Origin of the sequence: Pseudoalteromonas sp. SG44-8 (assembly GCF_014164125.1) — a bacterium.
Taxonomy (GTDB): domain Bacteria; phylum Pseudomonadota; class Gammaproteobacteria; order Enterobacterales; family Alteromonadaceae; genus Pseudoalteromonas; species Pseudoalteromonas rhizosphaerae.
Window position 1 is genome coordinate 148,930 of sequence record NZ_JACJEQ010000001.1, and the last position, 21,543, is coordinate 170,472.

Sequence of the window (21,543 nt, forward strand, 5' to 3'; positions counted from 1 at the left end):
AGCAATATACCTAAATTAGCCTTTGAATGCCCATTTTATCTCTGTTTATAAAGCATTTGTTTGTATTAGGGCGGTTGTAATGATTTGTCGATATAAACCTTAACCGCAAGAGCGGTTGGTTTATGAGCGAAAGTAACAAAAAAATACATTTTTCTTTGCTTCAATTGAATTTACAGTAGCACAGAGTCTATCGACAGGTTACTTGCTACTAATTCAAATTTATTTTTTGCACTAGGAAACAATAATTACATGCCTAGGCTAGCAAGTCGTCTTTGGCTGATAAAAAGGATTATGATGAAAAGACAAGTACATTTATGAAGTGATAAAATACGCATACTTTCTTTAATTAAACTTGCCACACTTTTTAAATGCGTTGACAATACAAAGGCAAAATTTACTAGGTAATTGTAGTAAAATAGCAACTCGGATATGGTTTGTGTTTCACAGCTATAATCTAAAGAAGAGTTAAATATTCTGCTTGCTGTGACTTTTAGCTGTTTAGTAATAGTAATAAATACTATCTATGCATTCTGTGCTACTTATGCAAAATCAAAGCTATCCTCGCAAAAAAGGGGGACGATACTTAATAAGGTCAGTGGTGGAGTATTCGTCGGATTTGGCGTTGGTCTCTTGCAGCGTCAAGTAAATAATTTCATGCCATAACGTAATCTTTATGGCATCTACTTGCGCCTGTTTAGATCATTTTACTTATTCAAGATAAGAGCGGTTTATGCCAACATTGAATGCGCAACAATTAATACAACACAATAAAATCATTTTATTCGACGGGCAGTGTAAGCTATGCAGCGCGTGGTGCAATTTTATTATTAAACACGACAAGCAGTTGCATTTTAAACTATGCAGTGTGCAGTCTTTAAAAGGCCAAGCGATACTAAGTTACTTTAACTATGCAACAGATAATTATAAAACTATGATTTATGTTGAAAATAATCAATGTATTACGCAAAGTGATGCATTTATTAATATTGTTACGCAGCTTGGTTGGCCTTGGCAGATAGCTAAAATATTGCGAATAATTCCCAAATGCCTACGTAACTGGGCGTACGATCGCATTGCGTTTAATCGATATCGCTTATTTGGCAAGTACGATTACTGTCGTATACCAAACAGTGACTATGATCAGCATTACTTATAAGGCATTAAATGTTGTGTTAAAATCGCCGCAGTTAAATTGAGTAGAGACAAATAATGGCCAGCACTGCACACGCATTACATATTTTGGTTAAGCATAAAGAACTTGCTGAAGATATCATCAAGCAATTAAAAAAAGGCGCTAAGTTTCAAGTGCTCGCTAAAAAGCATTCAACCTGCCCATCAGGGAAAAAAGGCGGTGATTTAGGCGAGTTTAAACGCGGCCAAATGGTTCCACAGTTTGATAAAGTCGCTTTTAGTGCTGAGATCTTAGAGCCACATTTAGTTAAAACCAAATTTGGCTGGCATGTTATCAAAGTGCTGTATAGAACGTAAGAGTAAATAAAGTTAGCGAGAGTAAAGTTAGCTAGAAAAACGAGTGACTTTGATTTAAACGTAAAAACCACCTACAAAGGTGGTTTTTACGTTTAAGCATCCAGTAACTTTAGCTGCCAACGGCACTTGGTTGTACATCTAAGCCGTAACCAAACATTACTGCAAGCACTAATACAATTGATGCGGCTAACATTAACTTAAGTAACAATGGTAAACAAAAGCGGAACCAATGGCCATAAGGGACGCCTGCCATCCCTAAAATTCCCATTAAGACTGCATTAGTTGGGATGATCATATTTGAAAAGCCATCGCCAAATTGATATGCAAGTACAGCCACTTGGCGTGGCACGCCGACTAAATCGCCCAGCGGGGCCATCAGCGGCATAGTCACATACGCTTGGCCAGAGCCTGATGGAATAAAGGTATTGAGTATTGTTTGAATGACTAACATTCCAATGGCTGAGATCTCGGCGTTCACATACGAAAGTGGTAGCGACATACCATGCACTAAACTATGCAAAATTTGCCCATCTTCCAGTATCAAGGCGATACCACGGGCCACACCAATTAAAATAGCGGTAGTCACGAGGTCTGAGACCCCTTCAATAAAACGGTTGGCAGTTTCATCTGCTGATAAGCGCCCCAGTACAGCAACAATCGCACCCCAGGCAATAAATACACCGCCTAGCTCGTATAAGTACCAACCTTTAGTGGCAATACCCCACACAGCGACAGCAAGAGTGATGATAAAACTGCCTAAAATTAGTTTATGGCGCAGCGCAAGTACAGGATACTGCGGTGTTGCTTTATCGCCTAAAGGGCAAGGTACATCAAGCATCATGGATTTACTTGGATCGTTTGCGACTTTTTTAGTGTATTGCCACACATGGTGAAAGCCAATTAATACAAACGGCACGAATATCGCCAAACGTAACCATAAGCCAGAATACACTGGAATTTCAGCAATTTGCTGAGCAATTAACACCGTAAACGGGTTAAACGCCGATACCCCATAACCAATCCCGTAACCTGCCACAATCATACCGACCGCAGTCATTGCATCAAGGCGCATGGCTTTACATAAAGCGACTAAAATCAGCACAAACGGAATGTATTCTCCCGCAGTACCAATGCTGCTCGATGCTAAGGCAAAGCAAAATACCACCATAAAAATAAGTCGTTGTGGTTGTCTACCATGGCGTTCAAGTAAACGACCAATCAACGCATCAACCGTGCCGGTAGCACGGGCAATGGCAAGTACGCCGCCAACAATCAATACAAAAAAGATCACATCTTGCGCAGCGGCAAAAGCACGCGGAATAGCGGTTAATAAATCCCATGGGGTCAAATAATGACGTTCTGCAACAGTTTGATAGGTGCCGGCGATCACCATTTCTCGGCCAGAATCAGATAATGTAGTATCAAAAAATCCCTGCGGTACTAGCCACGTAGCAACTAACGCAGTGACCATCATACCCAGCAGTAAAATTAAAGTATGCGGCACTTTAAAAGAATTACTCATACGTTCTCCATTTTTATAATTAGTGCAGCGAAAATATAGACGCTACTTTTTGTGAAGAATACCACGACTTGTAAAATCACAATAAAAATAGGCACGCAAGTCTGTAAAGGAATGTAACAGGGAAGAGCCATGCTTATAGTTAGCTGGTTCAAGAAAAAACAGTCATTAGTTTAAAGTGGGTGTCTTTAAATTGGGTTGTGTAATAACACAATATTTACGCAGACACCCAACTTAAAATTAGCTTATTTTCGCAGACACCCATCTTAAAATTAGCTTAACTTTTAAGACTCATGTGATACTTAATACAGTGCTATATCTTTACAGCTTGTGTTAAGTTATTTGCTTAGAAATCAAAATACAACAAGGAGAACGGTTCATGGTGGTAGCGGGATCTTTACTGTAATTCTGTGGCAAAATGGGGGCAGGTAAATCAACCGAAGCTAAAAAAATAGCTCTTGAACGTAATGCCGTGCTTATCAGTGAAGATGACTGGTTGGCTACACTTTACCCTGACCAAATCAAGTCGTTTGAAGATTATATTAACTACTCTGGTTTATTGAGGTCTTTACTCAAAATTCATGTTCAAAATATTCTGCAAGCTGGCGCGACTGTGGTTATGGACTTCCCTGCTAATACAAAAAAACAGCGAGCATGGTTAAAAATTTCAGCTACTGAAATACAAGCTAATATTGAGTTTACTTACTTAAAAGTATCGAATGAGTCATGCCTTCAGCAAATTGCCCGGCGATGCATTGAACAACCAAATAGAGCTGTATTTGACACTGAAGCTGTGTTTAATCACGTTACTCAATATTTCGAAGAGCCAAGCGATAGTGAGTTTTACAATATTAAAGTAATTGATAAAGAAACGCTGTAAGGTTGCCATGCTCTTACGTATTTACTGGTTTTTTTGAAAGGGATATTATGAATTACGTTAGTCTTTTTGCGTTCTTAGCTTTTGCCTCATTTGTCAATGCAAATACGGCTTTGCCAGATAACCGACATATTGTAGTCACCGGGGAGGCGCAGTTAAAAGCAAAGCCTGATATTGCTGTGATTAACCTCGAGGTGGAAAGTTTACAAGTCTCTAGTTTAGATGCGAAAAAGGATGTTGATAATCGGATCACTAGTTTTTTAGCTGGCCTCTCTAAGTTTAATATTGATGAGAAAAATGTTTCTGCTTCAAGCATTAACACGCAGCCGAGCTATTCGTATACCGAGAGCGATAAACAGCAATTGGAAGGCTATACAGCTAACCGCAGTATTAAAGTAACATTAACGGATATTAAGCGTTTGAATGCACTCCTGGATTTTGCACTGAGCGTAAAAATTGATGCAATTAAAAGTATAGAGCTAAAATCATCAGCAGCGAAGGCTTTAAAAGCACAAGTCAATGCGATGGCTGTGAATGATGCAAAAGAGAAAGCCAGCTCATTAGCCAAGGCATTTGGTACTAAGCTTGGGAGTATTTATAGTATCAACTCGGCTGCCAATAATAGTTTTAATCGGTATGGCGAAAATCAAGCTATTGATCGAATTGTAGTGAGCGGTAATCGGACTCAGCAATTTACAAGCCCTGGTAAGTACTTGCAGGAAAATATTGTTTTTTCGGCATCAGTCAGTGCAGTATTTGATTTAGAACTCACTGATTAAACAGCACCCTAAGATTGGCACATAAGGTAAAAAGCCACGTAACTTAGTTGAAGTGACCCCCAATAGTTGTTACATGGCTTTTTATTTTACTGCTGTGCTTCTTGCTCGGCGATTTGTTTAAAGGCTTGCACAAATGCGTCACTTGGTTGGCCGCCAGTGAGGGCGTATTGCTCGTTAATGATAAAAGTTGGCACTGAGGTAATGCCCATCTGTTGTAGCGCACTTTGCTCGCTACGAACCTCTTGGAAATACTCACCAGAGTCTAAAATTTCTTTTGCGCGGGCTCTATCAAGGCCAACGCTTTGCACTACATCAAGCAGCGTATCTTGCTCATTTAAATAAACTAAATCAGTAAAGTGCGCTTTAAAAAATGCCAGTTTTAATTCAGTTTGCTTGCCTTCAGTGGCAGCCCATGTCAGTAAACGATGTAAATCAAAACTATTGATCATGATTCGTTTGCCGTCAAAGTTAAAATCAAAGCCTGCTTGCTCGCCCATCTCTAAAATACGTTTACGGTTTTCGTCACCTTGTTCTTCAGTGAGGCCGTATTTTAGTGCTAAATGCTCATTTAAATCTTGGCCAACAACAGGCATGTCTGGATTTAGTTCGAATGGCTTCCAGCTGATCTCAGCTGTAAATTCGTCACTTAATTGCGCAAGGGCTGTTTCAAGGTTTTTATAACCAATAATGCACCATGGGCACATAACGTCTGAAACTATGTCGATTTTAAGCTTTTTCATCAGTGAGCCTATTTTTTACAAAATGTAACAGGGATATGCAGGCGAGGGTGAGTAAATTCAAGGGGGGCTATTGTTAGTTTTTATAAAGCTACATGGCAGGGGGCTTACCGTGCAGCTTTAGGGATAAGCTAATTTAAGTTAAATTAACCTGCTAAACCAAATGGGTCGTCAATGCTGTGAGCCGGCTCGGTAAACCACTTAGGGCCGTTGTCGGTCATGTAAAAATGATCCTCTAAGCGAACGCCAAATTCATCGGGTACAACTAGCATAGGTTCGTTACTAAAACACATGCCTGCTGCGAGTGGGGTTTTGTTACCACCGACTAAATAAGGCCATTCGTGAATGTCTAAACCAATACCGTGACCGGTGCGATGCGGACAACCTGGGGTTTGATATTCAGGACCTAAATCTTGTGCAGCTAAATAACTGCGTGCTGCAGCATCAACGGCCTCACAAGGAGCACCGATTTTAGCGGCGTTGAAGGCGGCGATTTGCGCGGCTTTTTCGTAATCCCAAAACTGGCGTTGGCGCTCTGTGGCCTCACCAAACACATAGGTGCGGGTAATATCTGATAAATAATCATGTACTTTACAGCCAGTATCAATCAGTACCATATCGCCTTTTTTAAGAATTTGCGGGTCTTTCACGCCATGTGGGAACGAGGTTGCAACGCCAAATAATACGATGCAAAAATAGTTACCTGGAGCACCTACTTTTTGGTGTGCTTGCTTGATAAACGCTTCAACTTCGGTGGTGCTGATTCCTTCGTGTAACATACTTGCAGTTGCTTGGTGAACCGCTAACGTCATATCCATAGCGCGTTGCATCAGTGCCAGCTCGTTGGCTGATTTATGCATTCGACAATGAGCGGTCACAGGTTGTGCATTGACTAGGTTTAAGCCAGTTTGCGCTTTATTTATACCGTCAAAAATAAAGAATTGTGCGCTTTCGTCAATTCCCACAGTACCATTGGCTGCAATGCCCATTTCGGTGATTATATTTACAAATAATGCATAGGGATTTTCGTGCTCTTGCCAGCCACGAATTGGTCCATCAATTACTTTAAAACCATTAAGTGAGCCAATTTCAAAATACGGGGCAATGTATTGTAAGTCGCCCTTGGCAGGTAAGATAGCACCTACCAGTCGCTCGCTTGCATACCAACGCATGCCTGTAAAATAGGCAAGGTTAGTGCCTGCGTTTAGATAAATCGCATCAATGCCATTCGCTTGCATATAGGTTTGTGCATTAGCGATACGTGCTAAGTGTTCATCAGCTTGAATAGCCGTCAAATCGCCTGTCATATCACTTAGGCTGGCTAATGCCTGCTCTTTAGTTTGGGTACCAATACCAAATATTGTCATGGTGCTCTCCTTTATTTGTATTTGGCTATTGTGCTTGCGCCACTGCTGTACTGCAAGCGAGTTGCGTTGAAAAGCGGCTCATACAATTGGATTGTAAATTAATCTGTGGTGGATGGTTTTAACTCTTTGGGCTATTAGCTCTACTCTCACGGAGTTTTTTGTTTACTCTAAATTATTGTATTAAAATAAAAATACAGATTTTATGTTTGGTTTCGCGGCAAATAACGATGAATATGACCTAAAACTAAGCCGTTTGATAATAGGCAATTTTGTACTCGCATTCGAGTGCGTGAAGCTCAAGGATTGGTTATTTTTGAAGCTCATAAAGGCGTAACTGCCACGTAACTGTCTGTTTCGCAGATTGATGAAATGTTCGACCTGCGCGCATCACTAAAAGCCTAACTGCTAAGCCACTCAATTAAAAGTCTAACCGACTAAGGTTTAATTTATGCTGAACTTATTTAACAGGGCTAGAATTTGCCATGGGTTCAGATAAGACCGGTTTAGATGAGGCAGGTTTAGATGACACCCACCTCGCGACTGACGGTTTAAATAGCCGCTTTTATGGCAAACTCTACAGCCGCGCAAGGGCCCAAAAACCCGTTAGTTGTTTAATATATAGTAAAAATTTAGAATGTTATGTTCGTATGTATATTTTATTAGCTGGCGGCTAAACCAATGCACTGCGCGATAAACTCATAGCTAAATAGTATTTAGCCTATTTCAAAAGATGTTACACCGAATACTTTGTCCAGAGGTAAATGTGGCTTTTCTTTGGTGTACATTCTTGCAGTTTCAAATGATGGCTTCATGTTATGGTGTTCTGCTAAAGCTAGTGCGGCTTGATTAACTTTGGGTATATCAAGGTATATCGTTTCGTCATAACGTGTTGATGTTTTTAATGCTATAAAAAGAGACTCTGCTAATTTAGCTGTATTTGCGTATAGTGGAGCTATTTTAAAGCCTTCGCGACAAGCTCTGATCACGCCATACCCAGCTAACCGACCATTTTCTAAAATACCTAATGCTTTACTGTTAGGTTGATTTATCCAGTTTTGAGTAAAGCCAGATCTATCCGCGGGAAATAATGTTTTGTCATACTCTTTTATATCTGCAAAGGGCAAGGTTGCCAGTTCTATAGTTTCTAAATTCTCAGGAGCATAACCACCACCAGAACCTTCGAATCTAATATTACGGTAAGCCAGTTTAAATCCTGATTTTTTATAGTTATCCTGCTGTTCAATCACCCCATCAAGACCAATATTGCAGTGTTTAAGGTAGGCAAGACCGGCTTGCCAAATCTGCATGCCGTAACCTTTGCCACGATATTCAGGTTTAACAATATAAAAGCCTAAAAATGCAAAACTGCTATCGTATTTTACAACCGAAATTGTAGCGATCGCTTCATCACCAAGGTAGCCGATTAAAAAACCATTGGGGTCAGCTTTATAATAATTATGAGCGTCGTGCAGGCCTGGATTCCAGCCTTCTTTCGCTGCCCAGTCAATGGCAATGCCCACTTCTTTTTCTGTCATTACTTTGATAGTGAAGGCTTGATCTTGCATGTTAATCCCTATTCATACCTTAGTTCTTAAGGAACATTGATCGCGTGACTTCCTATTTTAAAACGGCAAATGTCACTTTCTTTTTCAATGGATTGACGCTTAGAACGCCAGGAAAGCTGGTGATTGAATATGGGGTGAAAGTCCTCTCTGGGTAAGGGCTAACCACTCGCCCAGTCCTTTAGCTATGCGCAGCAGCGGGTAACCTCTGGTGTGAAGTGTTAGCGGAGGTACTCGCAGGCTAGCTATTGAGCCACGTAATAAGTATTAAAGGCGGTGATGCTGTTAAGCGAAGCAGAAACCAATAATAAATTATGGCGTAATATGGTGAGCCATTCTTTATGCCTTTCGGGGTCGTAGAACCTACGCATGCGAGGAAATTCATCATACGGAACCTGGGAGATCCAAAACTATCGCCCGCTCTGAGCCAGTGGGTCGTTTCAATCAAAGCCGTTGGGTTTAGGTTGATTTGAGTTTTAGGAAGTCGGACGAGACCATAGTATCGAGGAAGTAAATGAACAAAGCAGGTAACAATGTCGCGGAATTTATGGAGAAAAGGGTCTCGACCAAGGGGAACAACCAACAACACGCCCGTATCCAGACTCAGAGCTGGGATAATACGACGTCACGTTTGCTGGTTGTGCGAAATGCAGCAAGAAAAGATAAGAAGCAACAGTTTACTAATCTTTACCATCATATAGACGAAAACCTGCTTCGGGAGAGTTTTCTCAAACTTAAGCGTCGCTCGGCTGCTGGATATGACGGAGTAACGTGGTTTGATTACGCGTCATCTCTAGATAGTAATATTCAAACGTTACACCGAAAACTACATCAAGAAAGTTATAAACCTAAGCCGGCAAGGCAAGTGTTTATTCCAAAAGAAGATGGAAGTGAGCGAGGGCTGAGCATTATATGTTTGGAAGATAAAATCGTTCAGCAAGCAATGGTGCAGGTGCTAAACCAAATATATGAAACAGACTTTCTTGGTTTCTCATATGGTTTTAGACCCGAACGAGGGCAGCATGATGCGCTAGATGCTCTGCATATGGCGATTATGAAAAGAAAGGTAAACTGGGTGTTAGATTTGGACATCAGCAAGTTCTTCGATACCGTAGAGCATGACTGGCTCATCAAGTTCATCGAACACCGAATAGGGGATAAGCGTATTATCCGCCTTATCAGGCAATGGATTAAAGTTGGTACTGTCGATAGTCATGGGCATCGTCAGCAGTCAACAATCGGAACACCACAAGGAGCAGTTATTTCGCCACTTTTGGCAAATATTTACCTGCACTATAGTTTCGATCTCTGGCTTAATAAGCAACGGAAATATGCGCGAGGCAATGTCACGATCATCAGATATGCTGACGATGCAGTGTTGGGTTTTCAAAAGCACCAAGATGCTATTGATTGCCAGCGGGCGCTAACTCAGCGACTTTTGTGTTTTGGTTTGAAAGTCCACCCAAACAAAACTAAGCTGATACGATTTGGCCGTTTTGCACCGACGCAATATCGCGAAAATCCATCACGAGGTAAACCGGGAACTTTTGATTTTCTGGGTTTTACGCACTATATCGGCAAGAAGTGATCCGGTGACGTTATCGTAAAACGCAAGACAAAACGCAACAGACAGATCACCCAACTAAAACGGATAAAACAGGCACTTCGAAAACGACTCCACGATAAGCCCTGGGAAACGGGTCGCTGGCTACGGCGAGTGATCCAAGGGCATATTAACTATTATGGTGTGCCTTACAATGCCCATAAAATCGGTCAATTTGTTGAGGAAGTGAAGAAGTTATGGTTGAAAAGCTTAAGACGACGTAGTCAGCGGCACCGTATGACTTGGGAGCGATTTAAATACTATGTGAGATATTGGCTACCAAAACCTAGGATTGTACATCCTTATCCGGAACAACGCTTTTACGCCAAATACCCGAGGTAGGAGCCGGATGCGTTAGCAGCGCACGTCCGGATCTGTGCGGGGGGTGGTCAGTAATGACCATTCCTACCGCGACCAATTTACCGCTAGTAGCTTTAGTACACGGTGTATCTTGTGGCTGCACCGTGTTTGCTCTATGCAATCCAGAATATCATCCAACCAAAGATAACTGCACTTACTCGCTCTAAATGTCGAGATCGCACACTTAAACATAGTTGCTGCACTATGGCAGATAAAACGCTTGATAAGTGTTTGCAGTATGCTCAGCCAAACCAGTGATTCGGCAATGTGTGGATCTCGTGTGATAAACCCTTTAAGGTTATTCCATGACTTTAGCTCTTTGAAAAATAGCTCAATTTGCCAACGAGTTGCGTATATATCGAGTAACTCGTCAAAGTTAAACTGAGCTTCTTTTAAATTAGTAACAAGAAAAACAGGGCGCTTTTCATCCGGTAAATAGATAAGTCTGTACTCAGGTCCATTTTTCTTCCAGCGTACTGTTAACTCAAGTGGTTGACTCGCGAATTTCTCGAGCAAGGTATTGAGTTTAATATGCTTTTCTTTAAGCTCTACACCCGCGCAATAAGCTGATGTGACGGTTGGGTTGATATTTTTATTCGCTCTGACCAAAAAGTAGCCGCCATCTTGAGATACTTGCTCAAAGTAATCTAAGTCAAAATACCCTGCATCAGCAAGTAATAACGTATCTTCAAGTGTGTGACTACCCGGTAAAAAGGCTCGCTCAGTTTCAACATCAGGACGAATATCTATTTCGCAGGGTTGTTCATTAAATAGGTCATAAGTAACATGCAACTCAATTGCGGCAGGACTTACAGCAGTAAAGCGACCAGCAAAAACCTGAGCTAATTCATCATGTAGAGCAAATGAAGAGCCATCTTGTAATAACACGCGTTGTATTCCACGCTGGATAAAAAAGGTTTTATCCAGCGTGTTTACAGTCAATTTAGACATCGCTTGAATAACGAGTTCACGGAGTAATTCAGTCAAGGCTGGTTTTCGGATTTGGTTATGAAAAGGTTTATAACTGATTGTGCAATCAGTCTGCGTTTTAAGGTTTTGATGGATATCTGACAAGTTAGCGTCTTGCAAGCAAGATAAGCTTTTGAATACAGCTTTGAGTAAAGAAACAATCGACAAACATCGATGGCGGACTTGAAATCCAGAGGTTTTTGCAAGCGCGATTAGGTGCTTTTCTGAGATGAGTGCTTTTAATTGATTTGAAACTTGGTTAATCTGCATGTGAACTCTGTTTTTAGTCATTTTTTGATTGGCGTAACTATTTGATCATTAACAGAGTTTAACTTCAAGTTTCTTAAGGTCCAACCTATGTGCCGCCATTACAAGTACAGCCTACCTTGAAAAGGTCTTGAACTCATAGACTTTTTTTATGCTCTTGCCCTGCTTTTGTATATTCGGTTTTTTATATTCTCATCATTTTTATTAAGACTTGGGTTGCTTGGATAAAAAAAGAGTTGTTACATCCGCTATCTTGATCAGTGCTTCTTTGTCTGCATGGCCCCATGACACTTTTGAGTTGACACTTTCACAACAAATTACGCCTAACGGTTTGTCATCTATAAAATAGATATAATCAAGTAAGGAATACACATTGAATGGTTCAAAATAGGATTTATTTAAGTCCTTTGTTACTTCGTTGTTCCTTGCATCCGATGCATCAAGTACTTGGTTACCTAAAATATAATTAAAGTATGCAGGAAAATCCTGAGCTTTTAAAACCATGTCATTTGTTACTACCTCATTTTCATCAAGGCATATTAAACAATTTATCGCAGTATATTCGTGGTTTAGTAACCAAAGGCTAACTCTATTTGCATTTGGAATTAGCTTTTTTAACTCTTGGCATGTCTGATTTAGTTTATATTTGCTTGAAATATTAGGATCACTAATTTTAACTGCTAGGTTTTTTAGATTGAGGTTATTAGGGTTGTAAACATTAAGTAAGCTATTTAATTTATCTTTATCAAATGGTTTAGCTAAATAACCATCCATACCAATGTCTAAATAATGTTCAATGTTTTGTTTCAAGGTGTTAGCTGTCAAGGCTATAATTGGGGTTGTTTTATCACCTTGTTGTGCCCGAATTGCTTTTGTGGCTTGTACTCCATCCATTATTGGCATTTGGATATCCATAAAAATCAAATCCACTGGGTTTGTATTGAAGTAATCAACACACTCTTTACCGTTTTCTGTGATTACTACATTGGCGTTATGCGCTTGTAGCATTTTACTTACGATGAGTTGATTTATTTTATTATCTTCGGCGATTAGAATGGTGCACCCTTGTAAATTAGTTATTTCTTTCTTTTGTTTTAATGAATCATGTAATAAATGTGTTTCAAAGCTCTGTTGATACGTAAATATAGAGCCTTCACCTTCTTTACTTGTGAAGCCTATTTTACCTTTCATTAGTTGACTTAACTTGGCACAGATTGATAAGCCAAGCCCTGTGCCCCCATAACATCTTGATATAGATGCATCTGCTTGATGAAAATCTTGAAATATGTTTTGTTGTGCTGCTTCGCTGATACCAATACCTGTATCAATAATCTCAAATAAAATATCCTGTTTAATCAATAGATTACTTTGAACACTGACTTTGATATTTACTTGCCCTTGTTTTGTAAATTTAATCGCGTTTGAACACAAGTTATTTAAAATTTGTGAAATCCTTACAGGATCACCTTTTAAAGTTGCTGCCACCTTCTCATCAATATATAAAGTAAGTTTAATGCCTTTATCTGATGCTTGTTTAATGAGAGGCTTGAAGAGATCGTTAACAACCTCTTTAAGATTAAAATTGATATTTTCGATATCTAGTTTGCCAGCTTCAATTTTTGAAAAATCTAGAATGTCATTCACAATACTTGAGAGTATATTGGCTGAGTTTAAAATACTTTTCAAAGCGTTATCTTTTTCTAAACTCGTTTCTTCAGCTAGGCCAAATTCAGCTAAATTTAAAATACCATGTAGTGGTGTTCTAAGTTCATGGGTCATATTTGCTAGAAATTGGCCCTTTAAGGTGTTGGCACTATCAGCTTCTTTTTTTAGTACTTCAAGTTCTTCATTATGTATCTTTTGTTGCTCTAGAGCTGATGTTAATTTTCTGTTGTTTAATCTAAGTTCAAGTTGAGTGATAACTTCTCGACCTAGTATTGTCAGAGCGTTAATTTGGTTTTGATTTAGCTTTTTGGGCTTATCGCTAATAACACAGAGTGTGCCTATAGTATTTCCTTTTGGAGTTACTAACGGGGCGCCTGCATAAAATCGTATGTTTGGATTATTAACAACTAGCGGGTTATCATGAAAGCGCTCATCGAGTAATGCGTTCGGTATTTCAAAAACGTGGTCTTGCAGTATTGCATGGGAGCAAAATGCAATCTCTCTCTCGGTTTCATCAACATCAATACCGTACTTTGACTTAAACCACTGTCTTTGCGGATCTACTAAGCTAATGAGTGAAATAGGCGTTTCACAAATTTCAGAAGCAAGTTGAGTTAAATCATCAAATACTTGTTCGGCTTTGGTATCTAATATTTCATACTCATACAAGGCTTTTAGTCTAGACTCTTCGTCTGCTGGGATTTGCGCTGTTTTCATTGCATTGCTCAATATTTATGTCCATTAACTATAGGATTAATTTCAGGGTAATAGCAACTTTCAGATTAAAATCGCATGAAAAGGTAATATCTATTAAATCTGAGGTGTAACTCTATAGGAGCTGTTTTATTTCTTTAAAAACACATTGCAAGCTGTGAGCTATAGTCGTTTCTGGTGTATGAGAAAAAGTCATTGCGATGTAATCTGTTAATTGATCTTGGCGGTTCAACAATTAACCAGAGAGACATCGCAATGACTGAAAATGATAATGTTATTTCCATCGAGACACCAGTAAACCCGTTAGAACACTTACTGAAAACAGGGGCGCAGCAGTTGTTAGCTCAAGCGATTGAGGCTGAGTTGGCTGTTTTATTGGCTCAATACCAGCATGAGACCGTCGAGGGACTTCAGCGGATCGTCAAAAATGGTCACCAGTCTGAGCGTACGATCCAAACAGGCCTTGGTGATATTGAGGTCAGAATACCTAAAGTCAGGGATCGAAAAAAGGAAGGTATTAAATTCAATAGTGCCTTGATCCCGCCTTATCTAAAACGGACAAAAAATATCGAAGAGCTGATCCCATGGCTCTATTTACGAGGGATTTCGACGGGTGATATGCAGCCCGCTTTAGTGACTCTTTTAGGCGAGCAAGCCAAAGGGTTGTCGGCCAATAGTGTCTCTCGATTGAAATCCACCTGGGAAACGGAGTATCAGCAGTGGTCTAAACGTTCCTTGGCTCAGCGTCGATATGTGTATATCTGGGCCGATGGGATTTACAGCAAAATTAGAATGGACGATAAGCTGTGCTTATTGGTGATTATGGGGGTAGATGAAACGGGTAGAAAGGAGCTGTTGGCAGTAGTTGACGGGGTCCGTGAGTCTGAGCAGAGCTGGACTGAAGTGTTAAACCAGCTGCGTTCACAGGGTCTAACAATACCGCCAAAATTGGCCATAGGGGATGGTGCGCTGGGGTTTTGGAATGCCCTCACCAAAGTATGGCCAACAACCCAACATCAACGTTGCTGGGTGCATAAAATCGCGAATGTGCTTAACAAAGTGCCGAAATCAATGCAACCTAAAATCAAAGCGAATTTACAAGATATCTGGATGGCAGAGAGTCGAACTTCTGCTTATAAAGCGTATGATTTGTTTGTTAAAAATTACTCAGTCAAATACCCAAAAGCGACGGATTGCTTGATGAAGGATAAAGATGAAATGCTGGCATTTTATGATTATCCTGCTGAGCATTGGATGCACATAAGAACGAGTAATCCAATAGAGTCTACCTTTGCGACGGTAAGGCTGAGAACGCATAAAGTGAAGAGTTGTGGCAGCCGGACAACCACCTTAATGATGGTTTTTAAGCTGGCGCAGTCGGCAGAGAAAAAATGGTACCGCTTGCGAGGATTTAAGCTACTGGCTGAAGTAATTACAGGGGTAAAATTTAAAGACGGCGAAAGAATAACTCAAGATCAAACAGAGCATCAAGATGGCCTCATACACCAGATTTGACAATAACTCTAGCGAAGTATCACTTAGGCTAATTTGTCTTTTTCGAGCGATTGCCATAAAACCTCCAATGTTGCGTTTCTATAAAAATACTAGTCACTTTATATAGGACTGCAACTTTAATAATGGGATTGAATTGGAATCAGTTGTTGAATTTAGATTTAAGTGGGTGTCATGTAAGTTTTTATCATTATGCGACTTGTAATAAGGTGTAATGTTTTATTTCATGTCGACGTTTACGCTTATAGGGCTGTTAATTCTAGCAGCGTAAACGTCACAGGAACTCGACAATGATTACTTCAAAACTTTTATTTGTGGTTTTACTTGGTACGGCATCGATTGCGCATGCTGGTACGCAGTACACAACACAACCTGCAAGCAATATTACGACAACATCGGCGCAGTTAAATGGTTATTCGGCATCTACTATTGGCTTAAGTGGTGAAATAATTGATTATGGTGAAACCACAAACTATGGCTTTAGTGTTTTAGTCACACCCGCAGGAGTTAATGGCCCTGTGAGTGCGCAAGTAGCTAATTTAGATTGTGGAACGCAGTATCATTTTCGGTTTCATGGTGATCCAAAACCGCCCAGATCAACACTGCAAGGTGAAGATCTCACTTTTACCACGCTACCATGTAACCCCACTATATTAAACAATATCTCCCTAGAAACAGGTGGCCAATATTACGTTGTGGCTGAGAATAATGGGGGGGATACAGTGAATGCAAATCGTCTTGCAATTGGTCCATGGGAGCAATTTAATTTAATAGATATTAATGGCGGTGATTTGCTAAGTGGTGATGAAATACATATCCAAACAACATCAGGATACTATTTTGTGGCAGAGCAAGGTGGTGGGGCTGCACTTAATGCAAACCGAACTGCGGCATCAATATGGGAAACGTTCACTATAGAATTACCAAATAACCCTGGTGCATTAATTCAAAATGGTGACAACATCGCGCTTAAATCGATTAATGGTTATTACGTACAAGCGGTCAATAATGGTGGTTTTGGAACCAATGTTCTGCCTACAGTTATAGGTTGTAATGCAATGTATCCTTGCTCATTAGAAATGTTTAAAATAATATTTTAAGTGTGGGTCGCAATTACCAAAACAGTCTATTGTAAGGTAGTTGCGACTTTCAATATAATACGTTGCACTTGCTGCTGAGGTTTACTCCATAGCGCAGTGTTAACAACCGTATCAAAGTATGATATTTAATTATTCAAAGTATATATGACACTCTTAACAATCATTTTCAAAGCTAAGCTGCACTATTTAACAAGGTTTTTTAGCATAGGGTAGACGCGTTATAGCGTGTGTTTTGTGATAACTATCTAAGCCGCTAATGGTGACGGTGTTGATTGACTCTAAATCGATAAAACCATCCTCTAAAATTGCTGAGTCTTCAACATGTAAGTCTATAATCTCACCGATTACTAACTCAGTGCCATTTACGGCAAGGTGTTGATGCTCAACAAATTTAACTGCATACTTTAAACGGCTTTGAGCAACAAACGGAGCCGAAAAATTAGCCAGATACTCGGTTGTAAGGCCTGTAGCATCAAATTCAGATTCATTTTTATCGTAACGGGCAGAAGTCTGATGAGCTTGTTCCACAATCTCGCTATTCACTTGGTTAATAGTGTAAACACCGGTTGCTAAAATATTCTCGAAAGTATGACGAGGTACACTATGTGGGCGCATAATCATACCTACAAGCGGTGGATGCGCGCCAAGGTGAATTACCGAACTTACAATTGCTAAGTTGGTGTTGCCTGCACTATCTTGCGTACCAATTAAGTTGGCACTTTTAAAACCAGATAGTGAGTTTATTAAATGCGTACGGTAGTGTTTATCTAACTGACTAATGGCGTCTGTTGTAAAGTGCATGGTTTATCCTTACCAGTGTATGTGCTCACCTTGCCAATCAATGTAGGCGGGTTGACCTACCTCAGTGAGCTGTTCAGGTTGTTGTAAAAGAGTATAAAGTTGTGATGCTACAAACTCAGGTGTAAAGAGCTTACCTGCGGGTACATTTTTTTGAAACGGCTTAGATAAATTAGTATCTGTTGTGCCCGGATGAAAAAGAATTAAACGTGTTTGTTTTGCGCGTCGTTGCAGTTCAATAGCTGCTGTTTTAAATAACATATTAAGTGCTGCTTTTGAGGCGCGGTAGCTGTACCAGCCGCCTAAGTTATTGTCTGTAATACTACCTACTCGCGCACTTAAGGCCGTTATGGTACAAGGTATTTTGTGGCTAAGTAGCGGCGCGATTGCTTGCAGGCACAAAATAGGAGTCAATGTATTGGTGTTGAGTAAGGTATTGAAATAATGCTCATCGATATCGTCGAGTTTTTTTTCAGGCATAGATTGCGCATAATGTAGCTGGCCGTTAAAAATAACTACCTGAGTTGGGTATATTGCGCGCTCTTTAAGTAAGTTTGTTAATTCACTTAAGCGTGCTTTGGAATAGTCACAAACAAACTGCTCAACAACAATACCGACAGCGGATGTGTCAATAGAGCTGCGACTTACACAAAAAACCATAGCCTGTGGATCGTGTTTGGCAATTTCTTTTAGATACGCATTTGCAATTTCACTACTTGCACCGAAAATAATATAAGCGTTAGTCATTATTTTATCCCACAACTTGATTGACAGAAAATGCGTGTGATCTGTCTGCGGTACTTAGCAAACAGGCGATAACCTAAATCGGCAATAAAGCGTATTATGGGTAATTGTAGCAGCTTTAGCCATGAATGACGGCCAACCGTTTGCCATGCTTCAAATGTGACATCTAATCCGTAAATCATTTCACCGTTATCACGCTGGCCATGCAAAAACGCCATGGCATCGTGGCGTTTTATGTTTTTAAAGCGCTGCTCAAAATCATCTTTATTTATATCTTCGAGTATTATTTTGTTGTGTGTGTCAGCACGCTTAAGTGAATCCATTTCTTTAACACAAAGCGGGCAATTACCATCGTAAAAAATAATCATAGTTACTCAAAATTCATCGATTCATTATGTCTTGTTACGAAATAGAATAAGCCTTGGATCTGTTAAATTATCCATTTGGATGATATTAATAGAGTCTTACAAATATAAAGGTAAGCAAAGTGTCGATTTTTTACCGCATTTTACACTCCACACTTAAAAATTGAACACGGCTTATTATTAGTACCTTTATGGTATAAACATCAACAATGGAGTATCAGGAATGAGTGAACAATATGCCGCCTTGCGTGGGAACGTTAATTTATTGGGGCAATTATTAGGCCAAACAATCAAAGACGCCCAAGGACAAGCGATTTTAGATAAAGTAGAAGAAATTCGAGCTTTAGCTAAGTCATCCCGCACAGGAAACGAGCAAGACCGCCATACCTTAATTAATGTTCTGCATGCTTTAACCGATGAAGAGTTACTGCCAGTGGCACGTGCTTTTAATCACTTTTTGAATCTAGCCAATGTTGCAGAGCAGTTTCATACTATTTCTCGTTTTAATGACGTGGGTTTTTGTCAGCTAAGCCCGTTAACACAAACTTTAAAAGCATTAGCTAGCCACGCACAGCAGGGTAAAATAAATCCCAATGAAATCGCAGAAAGTTTAGCTAAACTGCATATCAATTTAGTTTTAACTGCACACCCAACTGAAGTAACTCGTCGTACAATTATTAACAAACACGTTGAATTAAGTGATTGTTTAGCAGCTCTTGAGCGTACCGATAACCTGCCTTATGAGCGTGAAAATATATTAAACCGTATCGCACAGTTGATCAGCCAAGCATGGCATACAGACGACATCCGTCGTTCACGTCCAACCCCAATTGATGAAGCAAAATGGGGTTTTGCAGTTATCGAAAATAGCCTATGGCATGCCGTTCCGCGTTTTTTACGAGACTTTAATAAAGAAGTAAAAGAGCACCTTGATTTAGAGTTACCAAACGATTACAGCCCCGTTGAATTTACCTCATGGATGGGGGGCGATCGCGATGGCAATCCATTTGTAACAGCATTAGTGACGCAGCAAGTGCTGGATCATGGGCGCTGGATGGCACTGGATTTATACAGTCGCGATATCGACACTTTAAGCACTGAGCTTTCTATGTCACAAGCCAGTGATGAGCTAGTCGAGCTCGCTGGACAAGATTTTGAACCGTATCGTGCGGTATTAAAAGTACTCAAAGCGCAAGTGAGTGAAACCGTTGCTCATCTTGGCGCTAAAATTATGAATAAGCGCACCGATGCACAAGACATCGTCACTGACATTGAGCAGTTAAAGCAGCCGCTTGAGGCATGCTACCGTTCGTTGCTTAAGAGTAACATTGCGGTGGTAGCCAATGGCTTATTATTAGATGTGTTACGTCGTATTAATAGCTTTGGTATTCGTTTAGCTAAACTAGATGTGCGCCAAGACTCATCACGCCACAGTCAGGTATTTTCAGAGCTCACTCGTTATTTAGGTTTAGGTGATTACGACCAATGGCAAGAAGAAGATAAGCAGGCATTTTTATTAGCCGAGCTTAACTCTCGTCGCCCGCTTATTCCTAAACATTGGCAACCAAGCGCTGATGTAAAAGAAGTCCTCGACACCTTTGATGTAATCGCCAAGCAAGATGCGTCGACGTTTGGTTTATATATTATTTCAATGGCACGCACAGCCTCTGATGTATTAGCAGTACAACTGCTATTAAAAGAAAGTGGTTGTAGTTTTAAACTGCCTGTTGCGCCATTATTTGAAACCTTAGATGACTTAAATGCAGGCAGCGATGTTATTACTCAATTGCTAGATAATAACTGGTATCGAGGCCAAGCTGAGGGCATACAGAATGTTATGATAGGTTACTCAGATTCAGCCAAAGATGCTGGGATGATGGCTGCCGGGTGGGCGCAATACGAGGCAATGGATAAGCTTGTACAATTGGCAGAGCAACGTGGTATTGAGCTGATATTATTCCATGGCCGTGGTGGTACTGTTGGCCGTGGTGGCGCACCTGCTGCGCAAGCCTTGCGTTCACAGCCACCAGGTTCACTCAAAGGTGGCCTGCGTGTTACCGAACAAGGGGAGATGATCCGCTTTAAGTTTGGCCTACCTAATGTGGCGCTGGAAAGTCTAAACATCTATGCCGGTGCTGTGCTTGAAAGTAATTTGTTACCACCACCAGAGCCAAAAGATGAATGGCGTGATGTAATGGCGTTGATCAGTGAAAAGTCATGTGAGCATTACCGTAATGTAGTGCGTTTTGATGAAGACTTTGTGCCGTACTTTAGAATGGCAACACCAGAGCAGGAACTATCAAAATTACCGCTTGGTTCGCGTCCAGCAAAGCGTAATCCCAATGGTGGTGTTGAAAGCCTGCGAGCTATTCCGTGGATTTTTGCTTGGAGTCAAAATCGCTTAATGCTACCAGCATGGCTTGGGGCACTAACTGGTTTACAAGCTGCACTTGAAAAACACGGCATAGACACCCTTAATGAGATGAGTCAACGCTGGCCGTTTTTCAGAGCCCGTCTAGAAATGCTTGAAATGGTATTCAGTAAAGCGGACTGTTGGTTAAGTGCGCATTACGACGACGCTTTAGTTGAAGAGCAATACAAACCACTAGGTGAAAAACTGCGTAAAGAGCTCAAGCAGGCTATTTCACTGGTACAATCGTTAAGTCCACAGCAAAGTTTGCTTGCCGATCAACCTTGGATAAAAGAGTCTATTGGTTTGCGCAACCCGTATACGGATCCATTGAATGTGCTTCAAGTGGAGTTGTTAAAACGTTCGCGCGAAGCGGCAGAAGGCAGCTCTGGTGACATTGATAACGCGTTAATGATTACTATGACTGGGATTGCCGCAGGTATGCGTAATACCGGTTGATTATCCAATAATTAAGTGTGGACTTCTTTGCTGTGTTTAGCAGCGAGAGGTCCATTAATTAGTTAATTGAGCACTAACAGTGCGCTGTGCTGGTAAGGTTCGGCGCATATATTACCAAGTAAGTTATATTTATCCGCATTAAACATCTTATTTAATCTTAGTTCAGCTTAGATGTATTGAATACAGTTACTTCCTATCGTTAAGCTGTTTCAGGTTATAACTTAGTTACAACAAGGTATTTTTTGGTA

At 40.4% G+C, this 21,543-nt stretch carries 18 protein-coding genes; 9 read left to right on the forward strand and 9 right to left on the reverse strand.

Annotation, left to right across the window (positions count from 1 at the left end; genetic code table 11):
• Nucleotides 1-730: 730 nt before the first annotated feature.
• Nucleotides 731-1,156, forward strand: a complete 426-nt coding sequence (locus H5163_RS00640; protein ID WP_182730795.1) for a thiol-disulfide oxidoreductase DCC family protein — start codon at nucleotides 731-733, stop codon at nucleotides 1,154-1,156.
• 53 nt (nucleotides 1,157-1,209) lie between these two features.
• A complete protein-coding gene (ppiC, locus tag H5163_RS00645) occupies nucleotides 1,210-1,488 on the forward strand; it encodes a peptidylprolyl isomerase PpiC (protein WP_182730794.1) in 279 nt (92 codons plus the stop codon).
• Nucleotides 1,489-1,597: 109 nt separating this feature from the next.
• On the opposite strand, the gene H5163_RS00650 is transcribed toward ppiC, so the two are convergent.
• Complete coding sequence (locus tag H5163_RS00650) at nucleotides 1,598-3,010, reverse strand: YfcC family protein (RefSeq protein WP_182733956.1); 1,413 nt, start codon at nucleotides 3,008-3,010, stop codon at nucleotides 1,598-1,600.
• Nucleotides 3,011-3,425: 415 nt separating this feature from the next.
• Here H5163_RS00650 and H5163_RS00655 point away from each other — a divergent pair, with 415 nt between their 5' ends.
• Together H5163_RS00655 and H5163_RS00660 are read left to right on the forward strand one after the other, a co-directional pair.
• Entirely contained in the window at nucleotides 3,426-3,887 is a 462-nt protein-coding gene (locus H5163_RS00655; protein WP_220494528.1) for an ATP-binding protein, read from the forward strand.
• Between the two features lie 47 nt (nucleotides 3,888-3,934).
• Nucleotides 3,935-4,663 carry an SIMPL domain-containing protein gene (locus H5163_RS00660; RefSeq protein ID WP_182733958.1) on the forward strand — a complete coding sequence of 243 codons (729 nt, stop codon included), beginning with the start codon at nucleotides 3,935-3,937 and terminating at the stop codon, nucleotides 4,661-4,663.
• Nucleotides 4,664-4,749: 86 nt separating this feature from the next.
• Here the strand turns inward: H5163_RS00660 and H5163_RS00665 are convergent, their stop codons facing one another.
• Complete coding sequence (locus H5163_RS00665; RefSeq protein ID WP_182733959.1) at nucleotides 4,750-5,403, reverse strand: DsbA family oxidoreductase; 654 nt, start codon at nucleotides 5,401-5,403, stop codon at nucleotides 4,750-4,752.
• 143 nt (nucleotides 5,404-5,546) lie between these two features.
• Nucleotides 5,547-6,767 (reverse strand): Xaa-Pro peptidase family protein, encoded by a 1,221-nt coding sequence (locus tag H5163_RS00670; protein ID WP_182733961.1) that lies wholly within the window; start codon nucleotides 6,765-6,767, stop codon nucleotides 5,547-5,549.
• A 482-nt stretch (nucleotides 6,768-7,249) separates the two neighbouring features.
• Here H5163_RS00670 and H5163_RS21210 point away from each other — a divergent pair, with 482 nt between their 5' ends.
• Nucleotides 7,250-7,441, forward strand: coding sequence for a hypothetical protein (locus tag H5163_RS21210; protein WP_257326910.1), 192 nt, complete (start codon nucleotides 7,250-7,252; stop codon nucleotides 7,439-7,441).
• A 39-nt stretch (nucleotides 7,442-7,480) separates the two neighbouring features.
• Here H5163_RS21210 and H5163_RS00680 read toward each other — a convergent pair whose 3' ends face one another.
• Nucleotides 7,481-8,332, reverse strand: coding sequence for a GNAT family N-acetyltransferase (locus tag H5163_RS00680; protein ID WP_182733962.1), 852 nt, complete (start codon nucleotides 8,330-8,332; stop codon nucleotides 7,481-7,483).
• Between the two features lie 511 nt (nucleotides 8,333-8,843).
• On the opposite strand from H5163_RS00680, the gene ltrA reads away from it, so the two are divergent.
• Nucleotides 8,844-9,917, forward strand: a complete 1,074-nt coding sequence (gene ltrA / locus H5163_RS00685; protein ID WP_259399771.1) for a group II intron reverse transcriptase/maturase — start codon at nucleotides 8,844-8,846, stop codon at nucleotides 9,915-9,917.
• A gap of 420 nt (nucleotides 9,918-10,337) precedes the next feature.
• Here ltrA and H5163_RS00690 read toward each other — a convergent pair whose 3' ends face one another.
• A complete protein-coding gene (locus tag H5163_RS00690) occupies nucleotides 10,338-11,531 on the reverse strand; it encodes an IS4 family transposase (RefSeq protein WP_182733963.1) in 1,194 nt (397 codons plus the stop codon).
• 201 nt (nucleotides 11,532-11,732) lie between these two features.
• Nucleotides 11,733-13,910 (reverse strand): response regulator, encoded by a 2,178-nt coding sequence (locus H5163_RS00695; protein WP_182733965.1) that lies wholly within the window; start codon nucleotides 13,908-13,910, stop codon nucleotides 11,733-11,735.
• A gap of 252 nt (nucleotides 13,911-14,162) precedes the next feature.
• Here H5163_RS00695 and H5163_RS00700 point away from each other — a divergent pair, with 252 nt between their 5' ends.
• Both H5163_RS00700 and H5163_RS00705 read left to right on the forward strand, forming a co-directional pair.
• Complete coding sequence (locus tag H5163_RS00700) at nucleotides 14,163-15,422, forward strand: IS256 family transposase (RefSeq protein ID WP_182733966.1); 1,260 nt, start codon at nucleotides 14,163-14,165, stop codon at nucleotides 15,420-15,422.
• A 287-nt stretch (nucleotides 15,423-15,709) separates the two neighbouring features.
• Nucleotides 15,710-16,519 carry a peptidase S8 gene (locus H5163_RS00705; protein WP_145234434.1) on the forward strand — a complete coding sequence of 270 codons (810 nt, stop codon included), beginning with the start codon at nucleotides 15,710-15,712 and terminating at the stop codon, nucleotides 16,517-16,519.
• Nucleotides 16,520-16,705: 186 nt separating this feature from the next.
• Here H5163_RS00705 and H5163_RS00710 read toward each other — a convergent pair whose 3' ends face one another.
• The 3 genes from H5163_RS00710 to H5163_RS00720 are packed head-to-tail and all read right to left on the reverse strand — an operon-like array spanning nucleotide 16,706 to nucleotide 18,429.
• Entirely contained in the window at nucleotides 16,706-17,320 is a 615-nt protein-coding gene (locus tag H5163_RS00710) for a flavin reductase family protein (protein WP_182733967.1), read from the reverse strand.
• 9 nt (nucleotides 17,321-17,329) lie between these two features.
• On the reverse strand, nucleotides 17,330-18,064 hold the full coding sequence (locus H5163_RS00715; RefSeq protein WP_182733969.1) for an SDR family NAD(P)-dependent oxidoreductase: 735 nt from the start codon (nucleotides 18,062-18,064) through the stop codon (nucleotides 17,330-17,332).
• Nucleotides 18,064-18,429, reverse strand: a complete 366-nt coding sequence (locus H5163_RS00720) for a thiol-disulfide oxidoreductase DCC family protein (RefSeq protein WP_149979962.1) — start codon at nucleotides 18,427-18,429, stop codon at nucleotides 18,064-18,066. Before H5163_RS00720 ends, H5163_RS00715 begins: the two co-directional genes overlap by 1 nt.
• Nucleotides 18,430-18,649: 220 nt before the next feature.
• Between H5163_RS00720 and ppc the strand changes: the two genes are divergently transcribed.
• The gene (ppc, locus tag H5163_RS00725) at nucleotides 18,650-21,295 is read left to right on the forward strand and encodes a phosphoenolpyruvate carboxylase (RefSeq protein ID WP_182717606.1); all 2,646 of its coding nucleotides are present in this window, start codon (nucleotides 18,650-18,652) and stop codon (nucleotides 21,293-21,295) included.
• The last annotated feature ends 248 nt before the right edge of the window (nucleotides 21,296-21,543 follow it).